This window comes from Leifsonia sp. KNZ13-11D, from assembly GCF_056754895.1.
This window is the reverse complement of record NZ_JBPGWU010000001.1, coordinates 3518196-3532551: the sequence shown is the minus strand read 5'-3', so window position 1 is coordinate 3532551 and position 14356 is coordinate 3518196. Positions and strand designations below refer to the sequence as shown.

General features: G+C 68.7%; 12 protein-coding genes, 3 tRNA genes and 1 pseudogene. 8 read left to right on the top strand and 8 right to left on the bottom strand.

What is annotated here, in order from left to right:
* Positions 1-38: 38 nt before the first annotated feature.
* On the bottom strand, positions 39-527 hold the full coding sequence (locus ACR9Y5_RS17295; RefSeq protein WP_481299119.1) for a YajQ family cyclic di-GMP-binding protein: 489 nt from the start codon (positions 525-527) through the stop codon (positions 39-41).
* Positions 528-662: 135 nt separating this feature from the next.
* Here ACR9Y5_RS17295 and ACR9Y5_RS17290 point away from each other — a divergent pair, with 135 nt between their 5' ends.
* Complete coding sequence (locus tag ACR9Y5_RS17290) at positions 663-1313, top strand: biliverdin-producing heme oxygenase (protein WP_481299118.1); 651 nt, start codon at positions 663-665, stop codon at positions 1311-1313.
* Between the two features lie 14 nt (positions 1314-1327).
* Here the strand turns inward: ACR9Y5_RS17290 and ACR9Y5_RS17285 are convergent, their stop codons facing one another.
* Both ACR9Y5_RS17285 and ACR9Y5_RS17280 read right to left on the bottom strand, forming a co-directional pair.
* A complete protein-coding gene (locus tag ACR9Y5_RS17285; protein WP_481299117.1) occupies positions 1328-2044 on the bottom strand; it encodes a nucleotidyltransferase domain-containing protein in 717 nt (238 codons plus the stop codon).
* Positions 2045-2063: 19 nt separating this feature from the next.
* Positions 2064-2207, bottom strand: coding sequence for a hypothetical protein (locus ACR9Y5_RS17280; protein WP_481299116.1), 144 nt, complete (start codon positions 2205-2207; stop codon positions 2064-2066).
* Between the two features lie 167 nt (positions 2208-2374).
* Here ACR9Y5_RS17280 and ACR9Y5_RS17275 point away from each other — a divergent pair, with 167 nt between their 5' ends.
* From ACR9Y5_RS17275 to ACR9Y5_RS17265, 3 genes are all read left to right on the top strand, one after another.
* A complete protein-coding gene (locus tag ACR9Y5_RS17275; protein ID WP_481299115.1) occupies positions 2375-2722 on the top strand; it encodes a helix-turn-helix domain-containing protein in 348 nt (115 codons plus the stop codon).
* Between the two features lie 110 nt (positions 2723-2832).
* Positions 2833-2917: transfer RNA gene (locus tag ACR9Y5_RS17270), tRNA-Tyr, on the top strand.
* 206 nt (positions 2918-3123) lie between these two features.
* Positions 3124-3936: an inositol monophosphatase family protein gene (locus tag ACR9Y5_RS17265; RefSeq protein WP_481299114.1), complete on the top strand. Its 813-nt coding sequence runs from the start codon at positions 3124-3126 to the stop codon at positions 3934-3936.
* A 10-nt stretch (positions 3937-3946) separates the two neighbouring features.
* Here ACR9Y5_RS17265 and ACR9Y5_RS17260 read toward each other — a convergent pair whose 3' ends face one another.
* The 3 genes from ACR9Y5_RS17260 to ACR9Y5_RS17250 all read right to left on the bottom strand — a co-directional run bounded on the left by ACR9Y5_RS17260 (position 3947) and on the right by ACR9Y5_RS17250 (position 7706).
* Complete coding sequence (locus tag ACR9Y5_RS17260) at positions 3947-5668, bottom strand: glycoside hydrolase family 13 protein (protein WP_481299113.1); 1722 nt, start codon at positions 5666-5668, stop codon at positions 3947-3949.
* 23 nt (positions 5669-5691) lie between these two features.
* A complete protein-coding gene (locus ACR9Y5_RS17255; RefSeq protein ID WP_481299600.1) occupies positions 5692-6720 on the bottom strand; it encodes a LacI family DNA-binding transcriptional regulator in 1029 nt (342 codons plus the stop codon).
* 143 nt (positions 6721-6863) lie between these two features.
* Positions 6864-7706, bottom strand: a complete 843-nt coding sequence (locus ACR9Y5_RS17250) for a pentapeptide repeat-containing protein (protein WP_481299112.1) — start codon at positions 7704-7706, stop codon at positions 6864-6866.
* Positions 7707-7819: 113 nt separating this feature from the next.
* Between ACR9Y5_RS17250 and ACR9Y5_RS17245 the strand changes: the two genes are divergently transcribed.
* The 4 genes and pseudogenes from ACR9Y5_RS17245 (at position 7820) to ACR9Y5_RS17230 (ending at position 10181) form a co-directional block, all read left to right on the top strand.
* On the top strand, positions 7820-8776 hold the full coding sequence (locus ACR9Y5_RS17245) for an aldo/keto reductase (RefSeq protein ID WP_481299111.1): 957 nt from the start codon (positions 7820-7822) through the stop codon (positions 8774-8776).
* 104 nt (positions 8777-8880) lie between these two features.
* Positions 8881-8952, top strand: a tRNA-Thr gene (locus ACR9Y5_RS17240).
* Positions 8953-8995: 43 nt separating this feature from the next.
* Positions 8996-9069: transfer RNA gene (locus tag ACR9Y5_RS17235), tRNA-Met, on the top strand.
* A 150-nt stretch (positions 9070-9219) separates the two neighbouring features.
* A pseudogene (locus ACR9Y5_RS17230) lies at positions 9220-10181 on the top strand (SDR family NAD(P)-dependent oxidoreductase).
* A 260-nt stretch (positions 10182-10441) separates the two neighbouring features.
* Here the strand turns inward: ACR9Y5_RS17230 and ACR9Y5_RS17225 are convergent.
* Complete coding sequence (locus ACR9Y5_RS17225; RefSeq protein ID WP_481299110.1) at positions 10442-13216, bottom strand: discoidin domain-containing protein; 2775 nt, start codon at positions 13214-13216, stop codon at positions 10442-10444.
* Between the two features lie 184 nt (positions 13217-13400).
* Positions 13401-14141, bottom strand: a complete 741-nt coding sequence (locus ACR9Y5_RS17220; RefSeq protein ID WP_481299109.1) for a FadR/GntR family transcriptional regulator — start codon at positions 14139-14141, stop codon at positions 13401-13403.
* Positions 14142-14356 lie beyond the last annotated feature (215 nt).

The following is a 14356-nucleotide window of genomic DNA, read 5'->3' as shown; positions in this document are numbered from 1 at the left end:
GAGGCCGGTGGGGGCGGCGCCGGCCGCCGCCCGCCGCCTCAGCGGAAGTTGACGAACTGGACGGCCACGTCGAGGTCGGCGCTCTTCAGCAGGGCCATCGTGGCCTGCAGATCGTCTCGGCTCTTCGAGCTCACGCGCAGCTCGTCGCCCTGGATCTGCGACTTCACGCTCTTGGGCGCCTCGTCGCGGATCAGCTTGTTGATCTTCTTGGCCGCATCCTGCTCGATGCCGTTCTTGAGTCCGACTTCGATGCGGAACTCCTTGCCGGATGCGTACGGCGCCCCGGTGTCGAGCGACTTGAGGGTGATGCCGCGCTTGATGAACTTCGACTCCAGTACCTCGAGCACGGCCTTCACGCGCTCCTCGGTGTTGGCTTTGAGGAGGACTTTCTCACCGCTCCACTCGACCGACGCTCCGACGTTCTTGAAGTCGTAGCGCTGGTCCACCTCCTTGCGGGCCTGGTTGACGGCGTTGTCCGCCTCCATCTTGTCGACTTTGCTGACGACGTCGAACGAGGAGTCTGCCATGATGTCCGTCCTTCCCGTGTTGAGCTGCCCCCAGTCTACGAGGGAGCGGCTGCCGCAGCGGGTCGCCCGGTGCCTTGACGTCCCCTGGAGACGTGGGACAGGCTGAGGTGAGGCTCACCTCAGTTTGGAGACCGAATGGCTCAGCCCATCCCCTTCTCTCAGGCGCTGCGCGAGGGCACGCGCGGCGTCCACCAGGGGAGCGAGGGCGCCGTCTTCATGCAGGACCTGATGAGCGGCCGCGGGTCGCGCGACGACTACGTGATGCTGCTGTCCCAGCACTACTTCATCTACGCGGCGCTGGAGGAGGCGGCCCAGTGGATGGCGCAGGATCCCGTCGCGACCCGGTTCATCAGCCCGAAGCTCACGCGCCTGCCGGCCATCGAGACCGACCTCGAGTTCCTGCTCGGAGACGAGTGGCGGGAGCGGATCGCACCGCTGCCCTCGACGCAGCGCTACACCGCGCGCATCCGGGAGGTCGGCCGCACCTGGCCCGGTGGCTTCATCGCCCACCACTACACGCGCTACCTCGGCGACCTGTCGGGCGGGCAGATCATCCGCACGCTGCTGCAGCGGCAGTACGGGTTCGAGACGAACGGTGTCGGGTTCTACCTCTTCGCAGACATCGCCAAGCCGAAGCTGTTCAAGGACACCTACCGCGAGGAGCTGGACGCGGTCGAGTGGACGGACGAGGAGCGCGACCGGGTGATCGGCGAGGTGGCGCTGGCCTTCCGCTTCAACACGGACCTGTTCGACGACCTGGCGACCGCGAAGGGCGCGGCGGCCTGAGCGGGGGGTTCGGTTCAGCGCACGAAGTCGGTGTCGATGCGGCCGCCGAGGCGGTCGAGCAGAGTGGATGCGATGCTCGCGGCGGATGCGGGTGACGACTCGGCGGCGAACGCTTCGATGGTCGCGGCCGCCCGCGGGTCCGCGGCACGGAGCCGCCGCGCGAGCCATTTCCCGGAGCCGAGCCACGCGCCGGCGGTGAGGAGTGCGAGCTCCGCCAGCCCGCGCACCAGGTCGGCGCGGATGGCAGCGATGATCAGGGGATCCACCGCATCCGTCAGGTCGTCGACCAGGTCGGTGAGCGCGTAGCGGCGGAGCGCGAGGGTGTGGGCGCTCTGCCGCGGTCCGTCGGCGAGCCGGGTGGAGCACCAGGTGCGCAAGGGCTCGAACTCCGCGCCCGTGCGCAACGGCGTGCCTTCGGTGAGCAGGAAGGGAAGCACTGGCCGCAGGGAGGCGAAATCGCGCTCGGACCAGCGGCGGAACGCATCCACCGTGTACGCGAAGACATCGATCCGCTCGCCGTGACGGTGTGCGACCCGAGCGATGGACTCGTCGTCACCGCTCGCGCTCTCGAACAGAACGGGTGGACCGATCACCAGGACGTCCACGTCGCTCGTCGGCGTGCGGCGGCCCGTGGACGAGCTGCCGCCCAGCACGATCGTGGTCGCGCCGGGGAACTCCTCGTCGCAGAAGCGGAGGGCGACCTCTGCCGCTTCCGCCTGTCCCGAGTTCACCGGCGACGGCCGGCCGGGCTCACGCGGTCTGGGCGAGCTCGGCGTAGTAGGAGACGTGGCAGCCGTCGCCGCCGCACTCGACGCAGAGAGTGATCTCCTCGGCGTGCTGCGCCGGGTCGGCGCCCGTGCCGTCGCACCGTTCGCAAATCTCCAACGTTCTCATGCCTCGATTGTGCGCTGGACCACCGACATCGGTCGTCGCCACGCCGGGGTGTCGCGATCGGGTACGGGGATCGGACCCGCCCGACGCCGCGACGCAGTGTTATGCCCAGAGCAGAACGGACGAAACATTCCGGTGCGGTCCGGCCGCATCCGACATAGGCTGTCCGCATGCTTCTGCGGCACGCGATCGGCTCGGTGCTCCGCCGGATCAGGACGGAGCAGGGGACGACGCTGCGCGAGCTCTCCGCCAGTTCGCGCGTCTCCGTCCCCTACCTCTCGGAGATCGAGCGCGGCCGCAAGGAGGCGTCGTCGGAGATCCTCGCCGCGCTCTGCCGCGTGCTCGGCGTCAGTGAGGGCGAGCTCCTGACCCGGGTGGCAGCGGAGTTCGGCGTCGGACAGGTGCTCAGCCTGGTTCCCGAGCACGCCGATGAACGACCGCTCGTCACGACGACCGAGCTGGCGCCCGCGGCGGCAGCGGCGGCGAACCAGCCCTCGGTGGTGGCGCTGGCCGCGTGAGTGCGGGCCCCGCGCCGCCTGGGCGGCCGCTGATTTCGTGTGCGGGCGCGCGGCGGCTATTCTTGTCTGGCGCCTTCGGTCACGAGAACACTGGTGGTCGGGAGCGCCTCGGCGAGTTACCCAAGCGGCCAAAGGGATCTGACTGTAAATCAGCTGTCTACGACTTCGGGGGTTCGAATCCCTCACTCGCCACCATCGAAACCCCCGGCTCAGGCCGGGGGTTTTCTCGTCTCGGGGTGCGCTCGACGGATCGTCGGAGATGAGTGCCGAAATCTCCGACGCAACGCTCTGCGGAGGGAGTTTCGGCGTGATCGGCGTGGAATCTCCGACGGACGGCGCGAAATCTCCGACGATCGGCCCGCGGCCTCGTCGGGGCTGCGCAGGTCTGACAGGCTGGAGGCATGACCTCCAACGCCGAGCTGCTCGAGATCGCCGCCACCGTCGCCCGCCGGGCGGCCGCCTTCGCGCTGCAGCGGCGCCGTGACGGGGTCGAGATCGCAGCGTCGAAGTCGTCGCTCAGCGACATCGTGACGCGGGCGGACCGGGAGACCGAGAAGCTGATCCGGGATGCGCTGGCCGCCTCACGGCCTCGCGACGGCTTCCTCGGCGAGGAGTCGGGCGACAGCAGCAGCACGAGCGGACTCACCTGGGTGGTCGACCCGATCGACGGCACGGTCAACTACTTCTACGGCATCCCCGCCTGGGCGGTCAGCATCGCTGTGGTCGAGGGCGACCCCGACCCTGCGACGTGGCGTGCGCTCGCCGGCGCGGTCGTCAATCCCGTCACAGGTGAGGTCTTCGCCGCGTCGGCCGGGGGAGGCGCGCGCCTCAACGGGGAGCGCATCCACGTCACCGAGGGGGTGGACCTGCCGCTCGCGCTCGTCGGGACCGGCTTCGGGTACGACGGGGAGGTGCGCCGCCGCCAGGCGTCGCTGGTCGCCGACCTGATCGGCGAGGTGCGCGACATCCGCCGCATCGGCGCCGCGTCGCTCGACCTGTGCGCCGTCGCGGCGGGGCGCCTCGACGGCTACTTCGAGCGTGGCCTGAACCCGTGGGACCACGCGGCGGGAGCCCTGATCGCGGAGGAGGCCGGGGCACGCGTCGCCGGGATCGGCGGCGGCCCGGCGGACCGCCGCCTGCTGGTGGCGGCCGCGCCGGGCCTGTTCGATCAGCTCCACCCGCGGGTCGAGCCCTTCTACTCCGGGTGGGAGTGAATCCGTCTGGTCAGACGATCCAGACGGTGGTGTCGCGCGGCAGCATCCGCCCGTCCAGCCCGCCGCTCGCCAGGACGACCTCTCCCTCGGGCAGCTCGACGGGCTCCGTGCCGAAGTTGACGACGACCCTCACATCACCCGACCGGAAGGCGAGAGTGTCGCCGCCCAGGTCGATCCACTCGGGGGCGCCGAAGGCGAGGTCGTGGCGACCGCGGAGCGCCAGCGCCTGCTGGTACATCGTGAGCGTGGACCCGGGGACCCCCTCCTGCGACGACCGGGTGTACCCGGCCCACACGGAGGGCTGCGGCAGCCAGCTGGCCGAACCCGGCCCGAAGCCGTACGACGCCTCGTCGCCCTCCCACGGGATGGGGACGCGGCAGCCGTCGCGACCGTAGCGCTCGCCGTTGGTGCGGAACCAGGTGGGGTCCTGCCGGGCGTCGTCCGGCAGGTCGATCGCCTCGGGGAGTCCCAGCTCCTCGCCCTGGTAGAGGTAGGCGGATCCCGGCAGTGCGAGCATCAGCGCGGTGGCCGCGCGGGCACGGTGCAACGCGAACGCCGGGTCCGGGAGGCCCCGGGTCTTCGGGCCGATGCCGTGGCCCTGCAGGTTCTCGCCCTCCAGCGCCAGGCGGGTGGCATGGCGGACCACGTCGTGGTTCGAGAGCACCCAGGTGCTCGGAGCGCCGACACTGCTGAAGGCCGCGATCGAACGGTCGATCACGCTCCGCAGGGCCGCCGCATCCCACGGGGTCTCGAGGTAGGCGAAGTTGAACGTCTGCTGCATCTCATCGGGGCGCACCCAACGGGCCAGCTTGTCGAGCGGCTCCACCCAGGCCTCGCCGCAGAGTACGCGGTCGCCCTCGTACTCCTCGAGCACTGTGTGCCAGTCGCGGTAGATCGCGTGGACGCCGTCCTGCGCGAAGTACGGGGGTGTCGGCGGCTCGCTCTGAGCGTGCGCCGCGATCTCCGGCTCCAGGGCGATGCCGCCCATGCTGCCCATGTTGGCGGGCGGCGTGTAGTCGGGGAGGCCGGCCTCCTTCACCATGCCGTGCGCCACATCCACCCGGAAGCCGTCGACGCCGCGGTCCAGCCAGAAGCGCAGGATGCCGCGGAACTGCTCCCAGACCCACGGATTCTCCCAGTCGAAGTCGGGCTGCGACTTGTCGAAGAGGTGCAGGTACCACTGGCCGGGGGTGCCGTCCGGCTCGGTGACGCGCGTCCAGGCGCCGCCGCCGAAGATCGACTCCCAGTTGTTCGGCGGTAGGTCGCCGTTCTCGCCTTTGCCGTCGCGGAAGATGTAGCGGGCGCGCTCCGGGCTCCCGGGCGCGGCCTTCAGGGCTTCCTGGAACCAGACGTGGTCGCTCGAGGAGTGGTTCGGGACGATGTCGATGATGACCCGCAACCCCAGGCCGTGCGCCTCCGCCAGCATCCGGTCGAAGTCGTCGAGGGTGCCGAACCGGGGGTCCACATCCCGGTAGTCGGAGACGTCGTACCCGGCGTCGCGCTGCGGTGACCGCTGGAACGGCGACAGCCAGACGGCGTCGATTCCGAGATCGCGGAGCGCGGGGAGGCGGCGGGTGATGCCGGGGAGGTCGCCCATGCCGTCGCCGTCGGAGTCGGCGAAGGAGCGCGGGTACACCTGGTAGATCACGGCGGAGCGCCACCACTCGCGGCCGGGGGCCGAGGGGCTGAGCGCGGAAGCGGTGGTCGGGGCGGATGCGGCGATGGTGGTCACCTCGTGTTCGTATCGGTGGGTTGTCAGGGGTGGACGGCGGTGCTGGAACGGACGATCAGGTCGGCGGGCGCGGTGTGGCTGACAGGATCGGGCGCCGGTGCGCCCCCGGGCCGGCGGGCGCCCTCCAGGGCCGCGAGGAGCAGTTCGGCCGCGTGCTCGCCCTGCCGGACCGGATGCTGCGCCACGGTGCTCAGTCCGAAGAACTCGGACAACGGATGGTCGTCGATCCCGATCACGGAGACGTCGCGCGGCACCGACAGGCCGAGATCGCGGGCGGCCAGGATGGCGCCGATCGCCATCTCATCGGACGCCGCGAAGATCGCGGTCGGACGCTCATGCGGCGTGCCGAGCAGCTGCTTCGCGGCCTCGTAGCCGCCGGGGAGGGTGAAGTCCGCGGCGCGGTGCAGTTGTTCGTCGACGGGCAGGCCCGCTTCGCGCAGCGCCTGCTCGTAGCCGAGGCGGCGGCTGGTGGGGATATGGAAGTCGAGGTCGAACTCGTGCGAGGCGCCGATGTGGGCGATGCGGCGGTGCCCCAGCGACACCAGGTGATCGGTCGCGAGGTGGGCGACGGCCACGTCGTCGATCGTGACGGTGCTCACACCGGCGAGCGGTCCGCCGACACCGACCAGAGGCTTGCCGAGCGCGAGCAGGCGGCCCGCCTCCTCGTCGGAGAGCTCCAGGGAGACGGTGAAGGCGGCATCCACGCGGTTGCGGAGAAGGTGGTGGTCGAACACGCGGCGGCGCTCGCCGCCGTCACCGCCCAGGTTGTAGAGGGTGAGGTCGTAGCCCTCGCGGAGCAGCACCCGCTCGGCGCCCTCGATCACCGAGGTGAAGAACCAGCGGTTGAGGTGCGGCACGACAGCGCCGATGTTGCGCGTGCGGCCGGATGCGAGGCTCGACGCGTCCGACGACACGACGTAGCCGAGGTCGGAGGCCGCACGCACCACGCGCGCACGGGTGGTCTGCGAGACGGGTCCGTTGCCGCTGAGCGCGCGGGAGACGGTGGCGGTGGAGACGCCGGCGAGACGGGCGACGTCGTCGATGCCGGCCATCCCACCTCCTGAGTCCTTCGACGTTGCGCGCCGTCCGCGGTGGAAGCGCTTGCGACCGCCGATGCCCGCGACACGCGCGGGCACAGGGGGAGTATAGCGAGTGGGGTGGAAGCGGTTGCAGTCTGTGACGGAGCCGCGCGGGCTCAGCGCCAGTGCGACGGCCGCGTGACCGCCTCCGGCAGCCGGGTGCGCGCGTCGCCGGTCGCCGCGTTCACCTGCACCTGGGTGAGGTAGATCGCCTCGCGCAGGTCCGCTCCGTCGAGGCGCGCATCGCGGAAGTCGGCGCCGATCAGCTCCGCGCGGGCCAGGTCCGCGTCGCGGAGGTCGGCGGCGATCAGCAGTGCGCCGCGCAACTCGGCGCCGCGGAGGTCGGCGCCGCGCAGGTCGGCTCCGACGAGGTCGGCGCCGGGGCGGATGCGCGTGCGGGCGACTCGGCGCGGGCCCGCGCCGATCGGTCCGGACTCGCGGGCGAGCCGGGCCGCGTCGCGGAGCAGCTGGGCGGCGGGGGCGCGGAGTTCCTCGATGTCGGCATTCAGGATGTCCTCCGGCCCGGCGTCCGCGAGGGTGCGCACATCGCCGCGCGCTCGCCGGAGCGCCGGGTGCAACCGTGCGGCGGCGGGGAGCGCGAGCGCGTCCTCGAGGTACCAGAGCAGTTCGTGCAGTTGCCGCATGACCGGGAAGACGCCGAACATGGCGCCCCTCGTGCCCGCGTCGTCGCGCCAGTTCGCGCCGCCCACCGTGTGCTGCGTCACCTGCTGTCCGGCGCCGAAGCAGTCGAAGACGGTGCACCCGCGGAAGCCTCGCTCGCGCAGCTCGGGGTGGATGCGGCAGCGGTCGTCATCGGCCAGGTTGACGCATGGGTCGCCGGCCGGTTTGTCGATGGCGAAGTCTGCGGACCGCGCGAAGGCCAGCGCAACGCAGCACAGTCCGACGCACTGCGAGCAGTCCGCCCGGAGTCCGACGCGTGAATCGTGGACGATGGTCACCCGTCCACAGTACGGGCCGCGCGTCACCTTTCCACATCTTCAGGCTCAGGCGGAATAGCCCTCGGACGACGGCGTTAGCGTGAGAGGACCGACTCAACGAAGGAGACTCGCATATGACTGCATCCCGCCGCACGGTCGGCTCGTCCGACCTCGAGGTCTTCCCGCTGTCGCTGGGAGGCAATGTCTTCGGCTGGACGGCCGACCGCCAGGCCTCGTTCGACATCCTGGATGCGTACACGGCCGCCGGGGGCAACTTCGTCGACACGGCGGACGGATACTCGGCGTGGGTGCCGGGCAACACCGGTGGCGACTCGGAGCGCATCCTGGGCGAGTGGTTCGACGTCCGCGGCAACCGCGACGAGGTCGTGCTGGCCACCAAGGTCAGCCAGCACCCCGACTTCAAGGGCCTCGCACCCGACAACATCCGCCGCGCAGCGGATGCCTCGCTCGAGCGCCTCAAGTCCGAGTACATCGACCTCTACTACGCGCACTTCGACGACGAGTCCGTGCCGCTGGAGGAGACGGTCGCCGCGCTGTCCGGCCTCGTCGACGCCGGAAAGGTGCGCTACATCGGCATCTCGAACTACTCGCCCGAGCGCATCGAGGAGTGGTTCCGCATCACCGAGCGCGAGGGGCTGCACCGCGCGGTCGCGCTGCAGCCGCACTACAACCTCGTGGAGCGGGCATACGAGACCTCGTACCGCCCGATCGCGGAGCGCGAGGGCCTGGGCGTCATGCCGTACTTCGCGCTGGCGGCCGGCTTCCTGACCGGCAAGTACCGCGACGGCGTGACCGTCGACAGCCCGCGCGCGGGCGGCGCCGCCAAGTACCTGGACGAGACGGGCCGCTCGGTGCTGGCTGAGCTCGACGACGTGGCCGCAGCGCACGACGCGTCCGTGGCATCCGTCGCGCTCGCCTGGCTGGCCGCCCAGCCCACCATCACCGCCCCGATCGCGAGCGCGCGCACCACCGAGCAGCTGCCCGACCTGCTGGCCTCCGTCGAGCTCCGGCTGACGGACGACGAGCTCGACTCCCTCGACGGCGCCTCGGAGGCCGCCAAGGCGGCGTGAGCACGGGGCGGGGCCGGGTCCGTCATGGTTCGGAGCAGGTCGCCGCAGATGGTATCCTCGTACGGTTGCCGAAAGCGGCCGGACCTCGTGCCGGCACCGGCTCCGCCCCCTTAGCTCATTGGTAGAGCACTTCCTTGGTAAGGAAGAGGTAGTGGGTCCGATTCCCACAGGGGGCTCCGTCTCCCGTCTCGCGACATGTCGCCGGACAGGAGATGCCACGGCGGGGTAGCTCAGGTGGTTAGAGCACACGGCTCATAATCGTGGTGTCGCGGGTTCGAGTCCCGCCCTCGCTACATAGGTTGAAAACACGGGGAACGGGGGCTGATGATCAGCCGCCGTTTTCTCGTGTGATCCATCAGGACATCTCTGATGAAGCTGCATCAATAGAGCTCTGACGTTCCAACCGGGTTTGGTCCTGACACTTGCCCCCCAATGTTTGAGGGATGAGCCGTGTTGACCCTGTTGATCCTCGTGTCCGTCTCGCGATCGTTCAGTGGCCGCCGGATGCGCCGCGTGGGTCGATCACGACGTTCTGTTCCGAGCACGGGATCTCCCGGGAGACGTTCTACGCGATCCGGAAACGGGCTGCGGAGGATGGGCCGGCGGCGGCGTTGGAGCCGCGGTCGAGGCGGCCGCGCAGTAGCCCATCGAGATCACCGATGACGTGGTCCAACGAGCGGTCGGAGTCCGCGCCGCGTTGGAGGCCTCCGGGTTGGACCATGGGTCGATCAGTGTTCACGAGAAGATGCGCTCGTTGGGGATGGACCCCGTGCCCTCGACGGCGTCCCTGTCGCGGATCTTCCGCGACCAGGGTGTCGCGAAGGCTGAGCCGAAGAAGAAGCCGAGAGCGTCGTTTCGCCGGTTCGTCTATCCGGCGCCGAATGCGTGCTGGCAGCTGGACGCGACCGAGTACGTCCTCACCGGCGGGCGCAAGTGCGTGATCTTCCAGCTCATCGACGACCACTCCCGGCTCGCGATCGCCTCGCACGTGACTTGGGGTGAGACCTCCGCCGGCGCGTTGCTGCCGGGCATGGTGGAACGCGGGTGGGGGCGCGTCGTCAACGTCTCCAGCGGGATCGTGGCTCATCCCGCGGGGATGATCGGCGGGAGTACCTACGCAGCGACCAAGGCGGCGTTGGAGGCGCAGTCGGTGAGTATGGCCGCCGAATACGCCGACACCGGGGTGACGATCAACATCTACCGGCCGGGCGGCGTGGACACCGCGATGCAGGAGTGGATCCGTGCCCAGGACCCCGACCGTATCGGTCATGGTCTGCACGGTCGGTTCGTGCAGAACCACGCCGCCGGGAGACTCCTTACCCCTGACGCCTCGGCTGAAGCGTTGGTCGCCCATTTGGGGCGTGTGGAGTCCGGGCAAATCTGGGACGTCACCGACCCGCACTAGCGCGGGGCCCGCGACGGATGCAGCGGCGCTGCGCGGGGACCCAGTGGTCGCGCCGCGGCCCGACAGGTGGGAGGGACCTTGCCCGAGCCGGTCCCTCTTACCTATTCCTCGTGTCGTCTGCAGATTGCCGGGCCGAAGGCCGAAGGCGCGCCCCTCGCGGGTCTTATGCTGCGGAGTCCACTGTCGCGGATGCGTCAGTGGGGCGGAAGGTGGCTCACTCGGGAACCATCTTCCGCCCCACCTAGGGACAGCGCTGTCGGCTACTGCGGTTGCCCGAGGACCTGGATTTCGTTGATGGACATCTGCGACCCGACCTGGCCGCCGTCGTTGGGCCGGTCGGCGATGATGCGGATGTACCTGGCGAGAACCGGGTTGTCGAGTTGGATGCCAGCGAGGCCGCCGCCGGTGTCGTTGTGCCGGCCGACAGTCCAGAAGGTGGAGTTGTCGAGCGACACGTCGACGTGCCAGTGAGATGCGAAGTTGCTGTCGCGCATCAACACTGCGATCTCGCTGAGCGATGTCGGCTGGCCCAGGTCGACTTGCTGCATCCAGCGGTACTGGGCGGTGGCCTGTGTCCAGGTGCTGGGATCTCCGTCGTTGGCGTAGGTCGGCTGGGATCCTGGCTGGAGCAGAGCCTTGGTGCCGTCGATGTACAGCGCCTGAGTGGGCTTGGTCAGCGCGAGGTTGGTGCCGGATGTGGCGTAGGCGCCGACCTCGGCGATCGCCATCTGGCTTCCTCGCTGACCGCCCTGGTTAGGCGCGTCGGCGACGATGCGTAGGTAACGGGCGGTGACGGGAGAGGTGAAGGTGACCGGAATGGTGCCCCAGCCGGTATCGGTCAGGGTTCCAGCCGTGGTCCATGACGTCCCGTCGGTGGACACATCGACGTGGAAGGCTGTCGCGAAGTTCGACTGCGGCATTGTCACGGTCACGTAACCGAGCGACTGGGCCTTCTGAAGGTCTACCACGAGCTGCCACAGGTACTGGTTCGTCGCCTGGGTTGTGGTGGTGGCGTCTCCGTCGGTGGCGTAGGACGCCTGAGAGCCAGGCTGAAGCGTCGCGGTGCTGCCGTCCAGGTACTGCGCCTGGGCGGGCATGTGCAGCGCCAGATTCACCGGGGCCTTACCCGTCGGCGGGGCCGCGAGCTGCGCGTAGGCCGGCTGGAGGCCGGCGTTGGCGAGCAGCGAGGCCGGGACGCCGCTGCCGTCAGAACCGATCTGGGTGTTGTCGGTGATGGTGGCGTTGGTGGGTTCGCCGCAGCTGAACCCGTCGGTGAGGGTCTCGTAGTAGTTGCCGGTGAAGTTGAAGTCGCCGTACGGTGCCGTGGGCTCCTCGCAACCGCCGAAGGACGCAGTGTCGTTGCCGTAGACCGCGTTGTTCGTCTCGGTGATGTACTGGCTCCCACCGTCGGTGTAGATGCCGTTGCCATAGCCGGCGTCGTAGCGGACTACGTTGCCGCTGATGAGCAGTCCGTTGGCGAGCGAGTTGCCTTCCTGGCCCAGCACGTAGATCCCGCCGCCGTCGCCGCGCTGCTGCATGGCGTCCTCAACGAGGTTGTTGGTGATCTTGTTGCCCGCGGCCTGCACGTCCGGCACGCGGCCCCAACCCCAATTCGAGCTGATCCCGCTGTAGGGCACGCTGTCGATCTGGTTGTGATCGATGGTGTCGTAACGGGTGTAGCCCTGCCAGATGCCGATCCCGCCGGTGTATTCGACGGCGATGTTGTGCACCCAGTTGTTGGCGATCAGGTTGAGGGAGGGGAGCAGGGAGGCGTTCGCCGCGTCTGCGCCGTTGCCGATTTCCAGGCCATTCGAGGAGATGTCGGTGAAGTTGTTACCGACGATGGTGGAGTTGTTTACGACCTGACCTAGCTGCAGACCAGCAGCGCCGAGGTGCTGGAAGGTGTCGCCACTGATAGTCAGTCCGTCGGTGTGGTCGAACACCACGTTTCCGGGCGTCATGGTCCAGTCGCCGTAGGGGCAGGTGCCAGGGTCGGTGGTCGAGAACTTCTCACAAGTGCCCTGGTACTTCCACGCGTTGACCCCGGTGTAGCGCATGTTCGCCTGAGTTTCGGCGAACCCGTCGGTTCCGTTGGGGGCAGTCCAACCTCCGTATTCGAAGGACAGTCCCTGCAGCGCGAAGTTGGTCAGCGGCTTGGCGACCGTGCCGGTGCCGGACACAAGCGTCTGGAGGCGCGGGATCTCAACGTCCGCGGTCCGCATGTTCTCGCCCTCACGAGGCATGTAGTAGACGGTGTGAGTGGCCTCGTTGAGGTACCACTCTCCCGGGTCGTTCAGCAATTCCTTGGCGTTCTGGATCTGGGCCAGGTCGCCGGTGCTGGCGGGGTACTGCCGATTGACCATGTTCTGGAAGCAGGGCTCGTCCATGGTGATCGTGGTGCCACTCGCTGAGGCGACGCGGCAGCGGCCCTGAACCCAACCGATGTTCCACACGAATTCCACGTCGGAGACATTGCCGAAGTTCTCGATCGTGGAATCGGTGGTGGTGTAGCCCGTCGCCGTCTGGGTGAGTCCACCCGGGGCTGCCTCGGACGCGACGTTCGCGCGTACACCGTTGACGTACAGTTGCCGCGTTACGGTTCCGGCGGGGACGTTGGCCTGCCAAATGCCGTTGGCGCCCTGCGTCCAGCCGCTGATCTGCTTGCCGCCGGAGAGCACCGGGTGCTGTCCTGGGGCGGCCACATAGCTGACGGTGTGGCCAGCCGGTGCGCTGTCGCCGGCGGCGGCGTCGAAGGCGAGTGTCTTGTTGAGGCGGTAGGTTCCGCCGGCGAGGACCACTTTGATGTCGCGATTGGTGCTGCGCGCGAGCGCCCGAGCGTGAGCCTGACCGTCGGTCAGTGAGCAGGGGTCGGCGTCGCTGCAGTCCTGGCCATGCCCTCCGGGGGCCACGGAGATGACGAGTGCTGGTAGGGAGGGCGGCGCGGCTGCCGCGCCGATTCCGGCGAATGCGCCCACTACGAGGGCGACCGCCGCGCCGGCGCCCGCAAGCAGGCGCCGGGGCGATGATGTATTCATTATTCACTCCGATACAACGTTGGTCGGACGGGATGGTGGCCGCCGGGCCCGGGCGGTCGCGGGATTCGATAGACGGGTCTAGCCCGATATTTTGGGGTTTGGCAGCGTCTAGGCAGGGTTTGGGCATAGCTTCGCCGTGCGGGTGTCCCTAGGGGTCACCCGCAGGGTGCGTTGGGGCGCCCGCCTAAGTGCGCTTTTGGAGGTTGAAGAGCCGGTCGCGGATGCGCCGCTCAAATTGGTGTCGGGTGGTGTCCACGTGCTCGGCCATGAGTTGTGTTGCCTGGTCGGGGTCGCCTGCGGCGATTGCCGCGGCGATCTCCACATGCTGCCGTCCGGCATTCTCGAGGGATCCGGGAGCGCCACCCTGGAACAGCAAAAGGTCGCTCTGCGCGGCGTACCGGCGGGCAGTAGCGACCGACGACTGAAGGAACAGGTTGTGGGCTGCTGTGGCCACAGCAGTGTGGAAGGCCTCGTCTGCGTGGCCGAACGCCTCAGCGTCCCCGGTTCGGCCGACTTCCGCTGAGTGGGCGGCCGCCTCACGAATGGCCTTGACTTCGATGGGGTTTGCGGTCGAAGCGGCTCGACGTGCGGTCTCGGTCTCGATGACGAGCCGGTAGTCCAACAGCATAAGGACGTTTTCCATGTCCGTCGGCTGGTAGTGAGCGAGCGAGTCATCTGCGGAGGTCGCAGGTCCCGCAGCAACGAATATGCCCGCCCCGCGCCGGACCGACAGCCTGCCGATGGCAGCTAGAACCTTGACAGCCTCACGTGCCACATTCCGCGTGGTGCCGAGAATCTCGGCGAGGCCCTGCTCGGTAGGAAGCCGATCGCCGGGATGAAGATTCTCAGCGGCGATGTATTGCAACAGCTGCTCAGCAGCCAACTCGTATCCGGGTCGGTAGCGCTCGGCGTCCGACCCCGACATGGGTTCGTCCCGCGCTGCCGCTCTCGCTGTCACTGTTGGATCCCTCCATTGGGTAAGGCTGACTGCCGTGTGACGAGTATCCCACAGCGGGACATTAATGCAACTCAATCCAACAAAAAGTGCCCAAATATCGAATGAAATTAGTTCATGGGGAGTATGGCCACAAATTCTCGGGTCCAGAAGACCTATAGATCATATTCTTATGAGCCCGAGCC

Bases quoted from the DNA above. Each gene is read 5' to 3' on its own strand.
- ACR9Y5_RS17280 (WP_481299116.1), bottom strand. From the start codon at position 2,207: ATGAGAACGTTGGAGATTTGCGAACGGTGCGACGGCACGGGCGCCGAC.
- ACR9Y5_RS17290 (WP_481299118.1), top strand. From the start codon at position 663: ATGGCTCAGCCCATCCCCTTCTCTCAGGCGCTGCGCGAGGGCACGCGC.
- ACR9Y5_RS17295 (WP_481299119.1), bottom strand. From the start codon at position 527: ATGGCAGACTCCTCGTTCGACGTCGTCAGCAAAGTCGACAAGATGGAG.
- ACR9Y5_RS17255 (WP_481299600.1), bottom strand. From the start codon at position 6,720: ATGGCCGGCATCGACGACGTCGCCCGTCTCGCCGGCGTCTCCACCGCC.
- ACR9Y5_RS17245 (WP_481299111.1), top strand. From the start codon at position 7,820: ATGACTGCATCCCGCCGCACGGTCGGCTCGTCCGACCTCGAGGTCTTC.
- ACR9Y5_RS17265 (WP_481299114.1), top strand. From the start codon at position 3,124: ATGACCTCCAACGCCGAGCTGCTCGAGATCGCCGCCACCGTCGCCCGC.
- ACR9Y5_RS17225 (WP_481299110.1), bottom strand. From the start codon at position 13,216: ATGAATACATCATCGCCCCGGCGCCTGCTTGCGGGCGCCGGCGCGGCG.
- ACR9Y5_RS17275 (WP_481299115.1), top strand. From the start codon at position 2,375: ATGCTTCTGCGGCACGCGATCGGCTCGGTGCTCCGCCGGATCAGGACG.
- ACR9Y5_RS17220 (WP_481299109.1), bottom strand. From the start codon at position 14,141: ATGTCGGGGTCGGACGCCGAGCGCTACCGACCCGGATACGAGTTGGCT.